Below are 13,576 nucleotides of genomic sequence, written 5' to 3'. Positions count from 1 at the left end.
TTAGAAAAAATATAATTTGTGACTTCTATTACAAAAAAACACAAACTACCAAAATTGGTAGCTTTCTTCATTTTTAAAATATATCTTGATAATAGCACCAAAATAAGATATAAGAATTATCTAATTAAATCATATAATACAATAATTATTACACAAATTATAGGAAGATCATTTTAAATGCTGAAGAATGCTGCTTTAAAATATACCTATTCCTCTGAAGATTGTTCAATTGTAAAAGATTTCTATATCCCAGCTCTAAAAAGTGCTTCATCATATGATCGCGCGGTTGGTTTTTTCTCTTCATCTTCATTAAGTATTGCGGCACGAGGTTTAGCACCTTTATTATTTAACGGGGGGAGAATGAGACTGATAATAGGTTATCCAGTTAACCCTGAAGATTTTGAAGCTATTAAGATTGGTGTGAATATACAAAAACACTTTATTGACATTTCAGAAAAAACTAATGACTTCTTGCAAAACATGATTGATACATTAGAATGCCGTCGCTTCGATGCTCTTTCATTTCTTGTAGCCTCAAAACGTCTTGAAATTCGTTTTGCATTTCGCCCCAGAGGGATGTATCACGAAAAAATTGGGGTCATCCGAGATGTTAATTTTGACCGGGTTGCATTTATTGGGTCTGCTAATGAAACTGAGAATGCATTAAATGATGATTTAAACTCAGAATCAATAAACTCATATTTTAGCTGGGATGAGTCAATTTACAAACATTATGGTTTAGACATAGAGGAACGATTTGAGAAACTGTGGAATGATCAACAGCCAATCACTAAAACCATTCCTGCCAATACTGAATTTTTAAATTTGCTTTCTGATTATCATTCAGGTAAAGAAATTACAGCTATTTTGAAATCTTTGGAGGACATTGAAAATGGCAAAGATGATATCGATGCAAACACTTTTGATTGCCTACCAGAACTTCCAAAGTTTATTGGAAAAGAAAAATATAAACTACGAGATCATCAAAAAAACGCATTAAATAATTGGGTAAAAAATAAGTATCAAGGTATTCTTAAACTTGCCACAGGGGCAGGGAAAACGATTACTGCTTTACATGCTGGCACTGTAATAACATTGAATGATTTTTTTTGTCGTGGATTATGTATCATTGTAGCGGTGCCATATCAAGGTTTGGCTGAGCAATGGCATGAGGAAATGAAATCTTTCAATATACATTCTTTACTATGTTACAAAGCACAATCGTTATGGCTACAACATCTTAAGAATCAAGTTTCTGAGTTTAATTTGTCAACTAAAAAAACCTTTTTAGCAATAGTAGTTGTAAATGACACATTGAAGAAGCAATCTTTTTTAAATGAAATAAACAAGATTAATCCAGAACGCATTTTATTTATTGGCGATGAATGTCATAATCATGCAAATAATAAAATAATTGATATATTACCAAAAGCAAAAATGCGCCTTGGATTATCTGCCACACCATGGAATGAGAACGAGTTATATAAAAAAACATTATTAACTAGTTACTATGGCGAGATTATTTCTGAATATGGTTTGAAGGAAGCTATTCAAGACAAAGTATTATGCCCTTATGATTACTTTCCAATTCCATGTAAAATGAATGATGAAGAAGCTGATAAATATGAAGATTTATCGGTAAAGATTGCTAAATTAGAAGCAATTAAAGAATCAGGAAATACTATCAATGAAGATGCGTTGATGCATCTTTATCTTAAGCGTTCTCGAATTTTAGGCAGTCTCGCCTCTAAGCTTATAAAGTTGGAATCCATAATTGTCGAGAAAGGTCGTCAAACGCATACTCTATTTTATTGCGGGGAGGGAGGGATAGAAGGTTTGGATGACAATGATGAAAAAAATATCGATGATGTGACAAAAATTTTACATAAGTGTGGTTGGCGCACCTCCAAATTCACAAGTGAACAATCGTTATCAATGAGGAAGAAAATCATGGTAACTTTTAAAAATGGTGAGATAGATGCATTAGTATCTAAAAGAGTATTAGATGAAGGAATTGATGTCCCTGCATGTAGCCAAGCTTACATCATGGCTAGTACGCGCAACGAAAGACAGTATATTCAACGTCGCGGCAGGGTTTTACGTCATTCACCCAACAAACAAAAAGCTGTTATTTATGATTTTGTATCCATACCACCTAGCCATCGTACACAAGCATGTTTTTTATCATTAATTCAGCAAGAGCAACATCGTATCAAAGAATTCTCATCATTAAGTTTAAATAAGTTAAAATTGGATATTGACAATGAAACTAGATGATATAAAAGATTTCCTAAATGAACTTTCAAACGATCCAGCTTTACTTGACAGTGACTCTACTATTATAGAAGCCACCATACACGAAATAATTCGCGCCGAGAAAAAATACTCATATGGATTAGATCTAACAACTCAGAACAATAGGCATGACGAAATAGAAAGAATCGTATTAAATTCACTAGAGGCTGCAAGCAATGAAAATAAAAAGGATTAAACTTGTTAATTTCCGTCAATTCTATGGGAATAACAACATTATTGAATTTTCAACAGACTCCACTTACAACGTGACATTAATTCATGCCGAGAATGGAGTTGGAAAAACAACAATTCTCAATAGTATTTTGTGGTGTTTTTACGGTAAATTCACTGATGACTTTGAATTTAAAAATAATATTGTTAATATTGATGCTTTGGCACAAGGTATTAAAGAATGTGAAGTTGAAGTTGAATTTATTCACGAAGAGAATACCTACAGTGCTACGCGTAGCTACAACGAAAGCATTCGGAACACAACCCTTACATTATTCGCGATTATTAATGGTGATTATCAACCACTGTTAAGTGATCGAACATTTCTTAATAGCGTAATCCCTGAAGAAATGGCAGAGTATTTCCTTTTTCATGGCGAAGGTATTTCTCAACTACAAGCTAATACAACAAATTTTAGAGATGCAATACGTGACATATTAGGTTTTAGTCTGGCAGAAAAAGCGATAGATGACTTAAATCATATAAAGAAAAAATGGCAACTGCAATTACAAAAAATAAATTCAAATGAAAAAAAATTTATTAAATTGAGTGAAGAACTTTCTTTTTTAGAAAAATCATTGAAAAACAAGACGTCTAGTCGTTATGAAATTAATACAACAATCAATGAGCTTAGATTAATCAAAAAGGAGCTTAGTGATGAAATCATTGATTGTAAAATTCTAGATGCCACAGATCTGAAAAAGGATATTTCTCGACTTGAAACAGACTTAGACAGAAGAAAATCTGATTTAAATCGCGAAAGTAGATCCAGACAAAAACTAATAAATAATTATGGATGGCGGGTCTTTGGTACAGAATTAAGTAAAACAAGTTTAGAATTCATAGACAAATTCACATTGTCGGGGAAAATTCCTGCCCCATATGATGAAACATTAGTCAATGACATAATTTCAATGAATAAATGTATTTGTGGTCGTGAGATAAATGTTGGAACGGAGGAATATAACAACATTGTTAATTTAATAGATCGCGCAAATACTGCCGAGCTAAAAAACAATCTCATTAAAGCAAGGTCGTTTTCTCAAAATCTCGGCAATGAATCTAAAAATTTTATTGATGAGTATAATGACATAAATAATAAAATAAAATCTATTAACCATGAAATGGCTGATATCACTACCAGACTTGAAGCCCTAAATATAAAAATAGATAGTATTGACGATGTAAAATTAAAACAACTAAGATCTAAAGAAAGAGAAATATCTTACAAGCTGGATAATTCCGAACTTGCTTACAATTCCATCACTCGTGAAATTGATAAAATAAACGTAGACATAACACAATTAAAACTTCAAATAAGTAAAAATTCACCTCAAGATTCATCTAGTCTTAGGCTATCGCAATCAATCTACTACATTGAAAAAATAATTAATGCATGCCATACAAAACTCCAGCAAACTGAAGCTAATTCTAAAGGCATAATTCAAAAATATGTTAACGATATATTAATCAACTTTAGCAGGAAAGATTTTTCAGTCAAAGTTGACAGTGACTTTAATTTTCAACTTGTACGCGCCGATGGCGGAGTAGTCGCGAAAAGCAAAGGTGAGAAACTACTACTTAACTTAGCATTTGTTTCTGCATTAATTAAATTGGCAGCAAAACGCAGCAAAGCTGAAGGAAAATTTCTTCAACCGGGTACTGTAGCGCCATTCATTATAGATGCTCCATTTGGAGAACTTGACGAAACTTATAGGCGAGCAACAGCACAATTCTTACCGGATAATTCCGAGCAACTTGTTCTTTTACTTTCATCTTCACATTGGAGAGGTACAGTCAGTGACACTATCAAAGGCAAAGTAGGACGTGAATATTTATTAATATCCAATAAAAAGACGACTCGTGGGAATAAACCACTTGACGAAATCATTATCAATGATCGAACTTATATTCAATCCATATATGAAAGTCAATTCGACGGTACATCTATTAGTGAGATAAGATAATGGCAACATTCTATTTTGATAATAAATACAGTAGTATTTGCACTAAACTAGCTGATGAAAAAGTTGTCAAGACGGGTGACAAAATATTTAATACATTAATGGATCTTGCCGTTTTCGCTGCTATTATCGCAATCAATAAAGGCCCAACTAAGATAGAGAAAAATGGAAGTGAAATTCCTGATCGTATTTTTACTAATAACAACAAGGAAGGTCTTATATATATGATCGCACTTATGGAAACTAAAGATCCATATATATTGAAGGACGATAGATTATGTTGGAAGATATTTCAAGAGTATGCAAACACTGGTATGTCGGAGATTGCTGGATGGCTAACAGACAATCCTACAGACATAACTGGAGTAGATACCTTACTAAATGTAATTGCTGATAGGGCTTCTAAACTATTAGATATTGAAGAAGGTGATAAACAAATTCCTGATATTGCATTTTGAAATGCATTGTTCCCTGTTTAGATAATACTCTACGCTATACAGGGAATAATAAAATTAAAACTTCAGTTCCCAAGAGAAGCTTTGAACATGATATATCTCTTTCACATCAAGAGTACTTGTTTTAACTACAATTAGCTTGGTTAAGCTGGTGCCGAAGGCCGGACTCGAACCGGCACGTATTTCTACGGTTGATTTTGAATCAACTGCGTCTACCGATTTCGCCACTTCGGCACTGAAGGGGATGCGGAAACGTTGTGGATTATACCTGTCGCGCGCCGCCATGCAAGCGACGACGCGCGAAACCCGCGCTAAGTGCCCAAAAAACCAGCGCCCTTTGTCACTCCAGCTCAGACACCGCCAGCCGAATCACTCTCGCCGCCTTCTGCTCCGGCAGCGCCAGCACCTTGGCCCACATCTCCTGCACCATATCGCAGGAGAGCTTCTCTTTGCCCACCGCCTTCTCCGGCATCTGCAGCAGCTGGATGTCCTCACCGTACTTATCGGCAAGCGCCTTCATAATCGGTCGCACATCCTCGACGGCCGCCTCGCGTTCGGCCGGGGTCACGGTGTGGCGGTTTTTGCCGTAGGCCGCGCGCATCATGTCAGCATCGGCCTGCATGCGCCGCGTCATCAGGTCTTTATCCAGCATGCGCATCGGGTTCACGCCGCCCTTCACCATCGGGTAGAGGAAGCGGAAGCAGGCGTCGTCGCTCACCTTCTGGATGGCAGCGGTCTGCTCCATGTTGATGGTCATGTAGTTCACCACGTTGGCGTCCGGGGCGTTCTGCAGGCGCGACATCTGCAGATGCAGGATCTGCGGCTGGATGGTGTCGATAATCTGCTGCTCCGGCTCGCCCGCTTTTTGCAGGGCGGCCATCTGGTCGAGGATGCGCTGATGCAGCGCGGGCTCCTGCTCCTTAATCACCTGCCAGGCGGGCATCGCGTTGAGGGTGGTATCAATCTGGTGTTCGGGGGCACGCTGCTTATCGAAGAATACCCAGAACGCCACGGCGGCGGCCGCGACGACGACAATCACAATACGGGTCCACGTTTTATTCATCTCGCATCCTTATCCTTTCGCTATGCCGGTTTACACCGGCACGCCGCTGTGGAAGCGAAACTCGGAGTCCGGTGTCGAGATAAGTGTGGCTTCAATTTCGCCAAAAAGCTGTATGCGCGGTGAGATATCGTCGTCGCTCACCTGCTGCGCCAGCGTCAGGTAGTCCTGATAGTGGCGCGCTTCCGAGCGCAGCAGCGAGAGATAGAATTTCTGCAGGTCGTCGTCGAGGAACGGGGCCAGCGCGGCGAAGCGTTCACAGGAGCGGGCTTCGATGTAGGCGCCGCAGATGAGCTTGTCGATCAGCGTCAGCGGTTCGTGGGTGCGCACTTCCTTCAGCATCCCTTTGGCGTAGCGGCTGGCGGTGATTTTGACGTACGGAATGTCGCGCGCCAGCATCGCCTCGCGCACCTGCCAGAAGTGGTGCAGCTCCTCTTTAATCAGCAGCACCATGCTGTCGATGAGCGCCTGGCCCCACGGGTCGTCGGTTTTGGGCATCACGCTTTTGCCAATCTGCCTGTGCAGGGCGATGAAGTCCGGCTCCGGGCCGTCGCGGAAGGTGAACTGTTCGTAGGGTTTGAGCCACTCGAGCAGCGCGTCGGCACCGCTTTCGTCGGCGACGTATTTACGCACCAGCAGCAGCGCGGTCTGGGCGGCCTTGAGCTCGCACACCATGTGGTCGGTGAGCAGCAGCGGCAGGTTCGCCGGGTCGCGGGCTTTATCAATCCATGCTTGCGGGGTCGGGCACTGGAGGAAGTTGAGTACGGGGGCGAGTATCTGCGGGTAATCCATGGTTCTGCCTTGAAAAAGCGGTGGCATGCGCCACCGCCTGAAACGCTTAGTGACGCACGCCGTCGTCGTCTTCGTCGACGTAATCTTCGTCGTCGCCTTCTTCGCCGTCTTCACCGTTCGGATCTTCGAAGTAGGTTCCCCAGCCGTCGTATTCCACGTCAAACTTCTCGGCCAGGTTCATCAGCTGTTCTACCTGCGCGTCAATCAGCTCCGCCTTCAGCGCACCTTCGCTCAGGATGTCGCAGCAGATGACGGTGTCGCCCTCTTCTACTTCCAGCTCTTCCGGCTCGGTCACTTCGTAACCCAGCTTGAAGGCTTCCACGGCCATTTTTTCCAGCGCGTCGAAATCATCCGCAGAGAAATGGTGCTCGATGGTGTACAGCGCGTCCGGATCGCTACCGTCTTCCAGCAGCTCTTCAATAATCAGACGCGTCTCTTCGCGTTGCTCTTCCAGTAATTCCGGGTTTGCCATGGCTCAATCCTCTTTAAAGTGCGGCAGATACTTCTATTTTCACACACGGACGGGTTTGCCTCCACCTTTGTTGGAAAGATTTGTGAAACGGGGTTGCAAATGAATAATTACACATATAAAGTGAATTTTAATTCAATAAGTGGCGTTCGCCATGTGAGGATAAAATGTCTGATCTGTACAAGAAACACTTTCTGAAATTGCTCGACTTTACCCCTGCACAGTTCACTTCTCTGCTGACCCTTGCCGCACAGCTCAAAGCCGATAAGAAAAAGGGCAAGGAAGTACAGAAGCTTACCGGTAAGAACATCGCGCTCATCTTCGAAAAAGACTCGACCCGTACCCGTTGCTCTTTCGAAGTTGCCGCATTTGACCAGGGCGCGCGCGTTACCTATTTAGGGCCGAGCGGCAGCCAGATTGGGCATAAAGAGTCAATTAAGGACACCGCGCGCGTGCTCGGGCGGATGTACGACGGCATTCAGTATCGCGGCCATGGCCAGGAAGTCGTCGAGACGCTGGCGCAGTATGCGGGCGTGCCGGTGTGGAACGGGCTGACCAACGAGTTCCATCCAACCCAACTGCTGGCGGACCTGCTGACCATGCAGGAGCACCTGCCGGGCAAGGCGTTTAACGAGATGACGCTGGTCTACGCGGGCGACGCGCGCAACAATATGGGCAACTCGATGCTGGAAGCGGCGGCGCTGACCGGGCTGGATCTGCGCCTGGTGGCCCCGAAGGCCTGCTGGCCGGAAGAGAGCCTGGTGGCGGAGTGCAGCGCGCTGGCGGAGAAGCACGGCGGGAAGATCACCCTGACGGAAGACGTGGCGGCGGGCGTGAAGGGCGCGGACTTTATCTATACCGACGTGTGGGTGTCGATGGGCGAAGCCAAAGAGAAGTGGGCGGAGCGTATCGCGCTGCTGCGCGGGTATCAGGTGAATGCGCAGATGATGGCGCTGACCGGCAACCCGGACGTGAAGTTCCTGCACTGTCTGCCGGCGTTCCATGACGACCAGACCACGCTCGGCAAGCAGATGGCGAAGGAGTTCGACCTGCACGGCGGGATGGAAGTAACGGACGAGGTGTTTGAGTCGAAGGCGAGCATCGTGTTCGACCAGGCGGAAAACCGGATGCATACGATTAAGGCGGTGATGGTGGCGACGCTTGGGGAGTGATTGTGTCCTCTGCGGTCTGGTGCCCTCACCCCGGCCCTCTCCCACAGGGAGAGGGAGAAAACCCTAAAAACGACAACAGCGTTATCGTCAGGCAGAAAAATTCATTTTACTGCCGCTTTCTCAGATAGGCATTAACCATAACAAGAATTTATGTTTTTATTAACCATTATTTATTGAGTAGATAATGGTTAATATCAGGTCATTATCATTTACAAAACACCGTATATTATCGGCGTAATATTTCCTTATTGCTGCATTTCGTTAATAAGGATTATTTATGTCATGGAATAAGCATGAAGCTGTGTCATACGCCCGTAGCCACGCACTAACCCATACTGGACACTATTGCGCTCGCGCAATCGCCGCCGCCATTCGAGCCGGAGGGCTTAAAATCGAAGGGGCAAACGCTAAGGACTTCTGGCGTTCTCTTGAAAAAGCAGGGTTCTCAAAAGTCTATGGCACCCCCATAGAGGGGGATATCGCGGTGATTGATGCCTTGCCCGGCCCGAATCAGTACGGGCATGTCTGTATTTACGATGGCGCTGGAACCTGGTATTCAGATTTTAAACAGAGAACAATGTACCCGGGGCCAACGTATCGCCAACTCCAGCCAGTCGTCACCTTATACAGGCATTATTAATATGAATAAGCTCATCTTAATTTTATTATTCAGCACAGCAGCATTGGGGGCCGAAGATTTTCAGATACCGATGCAGCGCGCCCTTGAATTCAATCGCTGGTACGTCAAACAAGTGAACAATGATCGTTATCCCATCCAACAGGGAAATGAAATCGATAAGTTCGTTACGGCCAGCACCATGAAAAAATTACGTCATGCAGTCGATCCCCGTTATGCCGACGCTGAATTTTACGAGGCTGATTTTTTTATGAAATCGCAGTATATCGGCGAGGACTGGGCTGAGAATGTGGCTATTGATTCGTATGATTCAGACCCGGTCTGTGTAAACGTGAATATCACGTTTGGCAAAAAGACCCAGCACACAGTCATTGATTGCATGGTTAAAGAAGATGGGGTCTGGAAAATCCAGTCTGTCGCCGCTCGGGATAATAATTGATGTCCCCCGCTAACAATAATGTAGCCGCCTTTGTTGCCGGGTGGCGCTGCGGCCTGATGCCCTCACCCCGGCCCTCTCCCACAGGGAGAGGGAGAACACCGGCTCCATTTCATTGATTTTTCACCCCGAAAAAGGTACGTTTTCGCCTTAATTCCAGCGTGGACATACCAGCATTATGCCGATTATTCAGTCTGTTGAACGTGCGTTGCAGATCCTCGACCTGTTCAACGAGCAGGCCACCGAGCTTAAGATCACCGACATCAGCAAACTGATGGGGCTGAGCAAGAGTACCCTCCACTCGCTGCTGAAAACCCTGCAGCTTCACGGCTATATCGATCAGAACCCGGAGAACGGCAAATATCGCCTCGGCATGAAGCTGGTCGAGCGCGGCCATTTTGTCGTGGGCTCCATCGATATTCGTCAGAAGGCGAAAGGCTGGCTGACGGAGCTGTCCCAGCGGACCGGGCAGACCACCCATCTGGGGATCCTGGACGGGCGTGAAGGGGTCTATATCGAGAAGATTGAAGGCAAGCTGGCCGCCATCGCCTATTCGCGCATTGGCCGCCGCCTGCCGGTTCACGCCACCGCTATCGGCAAGGTGTTGATTGCTTGGCTGGGCGAGGCCGAGCTGAACGCTCTGCTTGAGGGCTATCAGTACACCACCTATACCCCTTCCACCCTCGCCTCTCGTGAAGCACTAATGAGCGCCCTGACGCAGACCCGCGCGCAGGGCTACGCCCTGGATAGCGAAGAGAACGAGCAGGGCGTGCGCTGCGTGGCGGTGCCGGTGTGGAACCACGAATCCCGCGTCATCGCCGCCCTGAGCCTGTCGACGCTGACCTCCCGCGTGGACGACGCCGAGCTGGCTAACTTCCGCGAGCAGCTTCAGCAGGCCGGGCTCCAGCTGTCACGCACGCTGGGCTACCCGGCCTGAGCCGTTAAACCGGCTCGTAGGTGAAGTAGTCAAAGTCCGCGTGGCAGCCGTCGCCGCTGATGTCCTCGCAGTGCAGCCCCACAAACGCGCCGGTAAAGAAGCCGCGCCCGCCAATGTAGTCGTCCGACAGCTTCCACGCCTCATATGTAACCGGCACGGTGTGCCACGTCTCGCCGTCGAACGAGTAACTGTAGCGGTAAACCAGCGTATCCACGTCCACGCGCAGCCAGACGCTCTCCGCATGTTCCGGCACCGGAATCGGCTGCTCATGCAGCGGCCACGACGGCACGTTGTGGTCGAGCTGGATCACCTTAATCGTTCTGCCCTGCCCCTCCTCGTAGTCCACAAAGCAGTAGCTCCAGTTTTTGCTGTTGTAGTAGCAGGTCAGCCCCGCGCTCTGCTGGAAGTGGACCGGCGAGAACTGCATCCGCGTCTCGGCCCGGAAGGTGAAGTGCTGCCAGCGGCGCGCCACGGTCGACTGGGTGAAGGTCGAGTTGAGCGAGTCGTTGCCGTAGAGCCGTAAGTAGCCCGGGCGCGCGGTGAGCGAGCCGAGGGTGTCGTCGAACGGAATGCGCAGGGTCTGCAACTCCGGGTCGAGCGAACTGGCGTCGAAATCCTCCCGCCAGATGCCCTGAACGGCTGCAGGCTGCTCCGCCACCTGCGGGCCTTTCACGGTCAGCTGCGCGTGCTTGCCGCCTTCCACGTACGGCCAGCCGTCGCGCCATTCAATGCGGGCGATACCGGTCTCGCGCCCCAGCGGGCAGTAGCCACGCCCGCCGGAGGCCAGCAGCGGCACGCCGGGCAGGCGCAGCGGGCGGCTGGTGAGGTAGGCCATGAACCACTCCCCCGTGTGGGTCTGCAGCAGCGAGCCGTGGCCGCTCTTCTGCAGCGGGTTCTCCGGCAGGTGCCAGCTGGTCATCATCGTCACGTCCGGGTGCAACTCGTACGGCCCGTCGATGTTTTTGGAACGCAGCACCACGACGGCGTGCTCGTAGCTGGTGCCGCCTTCGGCGACCATCAGGTAGTACCATCCCGCGTGGCGATACAGGTGCGCCCCCTCGGTGTAGCAGAGCGGCGTGCCGGTAAACAGGGTTTTGCGCTCGGGCGAGAGGGTGCCGGTCTGCGGGTCAAACTCCTGCATCACGATGGTGTTGTGCGGGTTGCTGTGGTGGCGCGGCCCCCACGGGCGGTAGAGGTAATATTTGCGGCCATCGTCGTCGTGGAACAGGGACGGATCGAACCCGCCGTTGCCCATCGGGATCGGCTCGCTCCACGGCCCCTCAATGGACGGCGCGGTGACGAGGAAGTTGCGGCCGTTTTTCCACGGCGAGTCGACAATCTTCACGTCGGTGTAGAGCAGCCAGAATTTGCCGTCGGCGTAGCTCAGGCACGGCGCCCAGATGCCGCCGGAGTCCGGGTTGCCCTTCATGTCCAGCATCGACACGCGGTCCAGCGGGGTGCTGACCAGCGACCAGTTTTTCAGGTCGCGGGAGTGGTAGATGCGCACGCCCGGGAACCACTCGAAGGTCGAGGTGGCTATGTAGTAGTCCTCGCCCTGACGGCACAGGGACGGGTCCGGGTTGAAGCCGGTGAGTATGGGGTTAGTGATTTGCATAATGCCTCCGGTTAATGGGATGCGGCTGTCGCGGCGTCGGGAACGGCCTCGCCCTGCGCCGCGCGGTGCTTGATCAGCTGCTGGCTGATGGCCTCCACGCGGGCGTCGGTGAGCTTGTAGAACGACAGCATGATGAACATGCCCGCGTAGAGCACCACCGGCACTACGCAGAACAGGATTTTGATGGTGGTCAGCACTTCCACCGGCTGCACGCTGCTGCTGGCGGAGTAGTTCACGTACGCCAGGATCCAGCCCACCACCGCCCCGCCAATCGCCAGGCCAATCTTCAGGCTGAACAGGTAGGTGGAGAACACCAGCCCGTCGAGGCGGCGCCCGCTGCGGCTCTCCTCGTAATCCACCACGTCAGAGGCCATCAGCCACTGCAGCGGCGTGGTGGTGTTAAAGACGAACAGGAACAGGATGTTGAGGGCGAAAATCAGGGCGATATGCTCCGCCGGGGTGACGAAAATCAGCAGGCTGATGAGCGAGTAGGCGACGATGATCCACTTGAAGGCGGTGACGCGGTCGAAGCGCCCCAGCAGACGGGAGGAGCAGAGCGAGCCAAACATGGTGGCAAGGCTGCCGTAGAGTAAGAACTGGGTCGCCATCTCCGGGTGATCCATCACGTATTTGACGAAGTAGAGCGTCGCCCCGCCGCGCACCACGTTGGAACAGGTCGCCATCATCTTGAACGCGCACATGATCCGCCACTGGCCGTTGCCGAGCAGCAGCTTGAGATCTTTCGCCACCGACGAGCCCGGCTGCACCTCAAAGGTGTAGCGCTCTTTGGTGGTGAAGAAGCAGACGTAGAGCAGCACCACGCCGGTCAGGCCCAGCACGCACATGGCGCCGAAATAGCCCACCTGCTCGTCCCCTTTGCCGATGATGCTCACCAGCGGCAGGGCAATGCCGCTGATGGCGAGCGATCCCGCCGCCGCCAGGAAGAAGCGCCAGGACTGCAGGGCATGACGCTCTTTCGGGTCGGCGGTGATGACGCCGGGCATGGCGCAGTACGGCACGTTAACGAAGGTGTAGACCAGGGTCAGAAGAATGTAGGTCACGCAGGCGTAGATGATTTTGCCCTGCGCGGAGAAGTCCGGCGTGTAGAAGGTCAGCACGCAGACGATGCCAAACGGGATGGCGCCCCACAGCAGGAACGGGCGGAACTGGCCGTGCCGCGTGCGGGTGCGGTCGACCAGCAGCCCCATCAGCGGGTCGGTCACGGCGTCGAGCACGCGGGAGATTAAAAACAGCGTCCCCATAATGCCCGCCGACAGGCCAAAGACGTCGGTGTAGAAGTAGGCCAGCAGGAACATGGTAGCCTGCCAGACGAAGCCGCAGGCGGTGTCACCCAGCCCGTAGCCAATTTTGTCTTTCATGGTTAATTGCGTCATCAGAATTACACCCTTATGTAGTGTGCTGAATTACAACATCGTGTTAATGGAGTGTAATGAGCTGTTCAATTAACCAGCAATGGTCATATCTTATTTCCGAATTACGTTATTTTGCTTTT

At 48.9% G+C, this 13,576-nt stretch carries 14 protein-coding genes and 1 tRNA gene; 9 read left to right on the top strand and 6 right to left on the bottom strand.

The genetic code is table 11. The features are described 5' to 3' along the window. Positions 1–177 precede the first annotated feature (177 nt). Genes AC0TN7_RS07125 through AC0TN7_RS07110 form a run of 4 tightly spaced genes read left to right on the top strand, consistent with a single transcriptional unit; the run spans position 178 to position 4,948 of the window. Positions 178–2,277: a DEAD/DEAH box helicase family protein gene (locus tag AC0TN7_RS07125; protein ID WP_126326243.1), complete on the top strand. Its 2,100-nt coding sequence runs from the start codon at positions 178–180 to the stop codon at positions 2,275–2,277. Then, positions 2,264–2,491, top strand: a complete 228-nt coding sequence (locus AC0TN7_RS07120) for a hypothetical protein (RefSeq protein ID WP_126326242.1) — start codon at positions 2,264–2,266, stop codon at positions 2,489–2,491. Before AC0TN7_RS07125 ends, AC0TN7_RS07120 begins: the two co-directional genes overlap by 14 nt. Then, positions 2,472–4,493 (top strand): AAA family ATPase, encoded by a 2,022-nt coding sequence (locus AC0TN7_RS07115; protein WP_473701966.1) that lies wholly within the window; start codon positions 2,472–2,474, stop codon positions 4,491–4,493. The genes AC0TN7_RS07120 and AC0TN7_RS07115 overlap by 20 nt, the downstream gene beginning before the upstream one ends. Continuing rightward, positions 4,493–4,948 carry a hypothetical protein gene (locus tag AC0TN7_RS07110; protein ID WP_097536503.1) on the top strand — a complete coding sequence of 152 codons (456 nt, stop codon included), beginning with the start codon at positions 4,493–4,495 and terminating at the stop codon, positions 4,946–4,948. The genes AC0TN7_RS07115 and AC0TN7_RS07110 overlap by 1 nt, the downstream gene beginning before the upstream one ends. Positions 4,949–5,094: 146 nt before the next feature. Here the strand turns inward: AC0TN7_RS07110 and AC0TN7_RS07105 are convergent. The 4 genes from AC0TN7_RS07105 to rraB all read right to left on the bottom strand — a co-directional run bounded on the left by AC0TN7_RS07105 (position 5,095) and on the right by rraB (position 7,269). Further along, positions 5,095–5,179 (bottom strand) — tRNA-Leu (locus AC0TN7_RS07105). Between the two features lie 106 nt (positions 5,180–5,285). Then, entirely contained in the window at positions 5,286–6,008 is a 723-nt protein-coding gene (locus AC0TN7_RS07100; RefSeq protein ID WP_473701965.1) for a topoisomerase II, read from the bottom strand. A 30-nt stretch (positions 6,009–6,038) separates the two neighbouring features. Beyond that, entirely contained in the window at positions 6,039–6,797 is a 759-nt protein-coding gene (gene miaE / locus AC0TN7_RS07095; RefSeq protein WP_473701964.1) for a tRNA isopentenyl-2-thiomethyl-A-37 hydroxylase MiaE, read from the bottom strand. Positions 6,798–6,843: 46 nt separating this feature from the next. Then, positions 6,844–7,269 (bottom strand): ribonuclease E inhibitor RraB, encoded by a 426-nt coding sequence (gene rraB, locus AC0TN7_RS07090; protein ID WP_008501374.1) that lies wholly within the window; start codon positions 7,267–7,269, stop codon positions 6,844–6,846. Positions 7,270–7,368: 99 nt separating this feature from the next. On the opposite strand from rraB, the gene argL reads away from it, so the two are divergent. The 5 genes from argL to xynR all read left to right on the top strand — a co-directional run bounded on the left by argL (position 7,369) and on the right by xynR (position 10,448). After that, positions 7,369–7,464 carry a putative translational regulatory protein ArgL gene (argL, locus tag AC0TN7_RS07085; RefSeq protein ID WP_213014347.1) on the top strand — a complete coding sequence of 32 codons (96 nt, stop codon included), beginning with the start codon at positions 7,369–7,371 and terminating at the stop codon, positions 7,462–7,464. Further along, positions 7,434–8,438 (top strand): ornithine carbamoyltransferase, encoded by a 1,005-nt coding sequence (argF, locus tag AC0TN7_RS07080; protein ID WP_167214193.1) that lies wholly within the window; start codon positions 7,434–7,436, stop codon positions 8,436–8,438. The genes argL and argF overlap by 31 nt, the downstream gene beginning before the upstream one ends. A 277-nt stretch (positions 8,439–8,715) precedes the next feature. Further along, complete coding sequence (locus tag AC0TN7_RS07075; protein WP_248165870.1) at positions 8,716–9,078, top strand: CHAP domain-containing protein; 363 nt, start codon at positions 8,716–8,718, stop codon at positions 9,076–9,078. A 1-nt stretch (position 9,079) separates the two neighbouring features. After that, positions 9,080–9,514 carry a DUF3828 domain-containing protein gene (locus tag AC0TN7_RS07070; protein WP_090419287.1) on the top strand — a complete coding sequence of 145 codons (435 nt, stop codon included), beginning with the start codon at positions 9,080–9,082 and terminating at the stop codon, positions 9,512–9,514. A gap of 175 nt (positions 9,515–9,689) precedes the next feature. Further along, complete coding sequence (xynR, locus tag AC0TN7_RS07065; RefSeq protein ID WP_248222591.1) at positions 9,690–10,448, top strand: IclR family transcriptional regulator; 759 nt, start codon at positions 9,690–9,692, stop codon at positions 10,446–10,448. Between the two features lie 4 nt (positions 10,449–10,452). Here the strand turns inward: xynR and AC0TN7_RS07060 are convergent, their stop codons facing one another. Both AC0TN7_RS07060 and AC0TN7_RS07055 read right to left on the bottom strand, forming a co-directional pair. After that, positions 10,453–12,063 carry a glycoside hydrolase family 43 protein gene (locus AC0TN7_RS07060; protein WP_473701963.1) on the bottom strand — a complete coding sequence of 537 codons (1,611 nt, stop codon included), beginning with the start codon at positions 12,061–12,063 and terminating at the stop codon, positions 10,453–10,455. An 11-nt stretch (positions 12,064–12,074) separates the two neighbouring features. After that, complete coding sequence (locus AC0TN7_RS07055; protein ID WP_023293405.1) at positions 12,075–13,457, bottom strand: MFS transporter; 1,383 nt, start codon at positions 13,455–13,457, stop codon at positions 12,075–12,077. Between the last annotated feature and the right edge of the window lie 119 nt (positions 13,458–13,576).

The organism is Enterobacter sp. PL_is511 (assembly GCF_055816065.1).
Note: the sequence above shows the minus strand (reverse complement) of the source record. Positions and strands in the feature narration are given on the sequence as shown.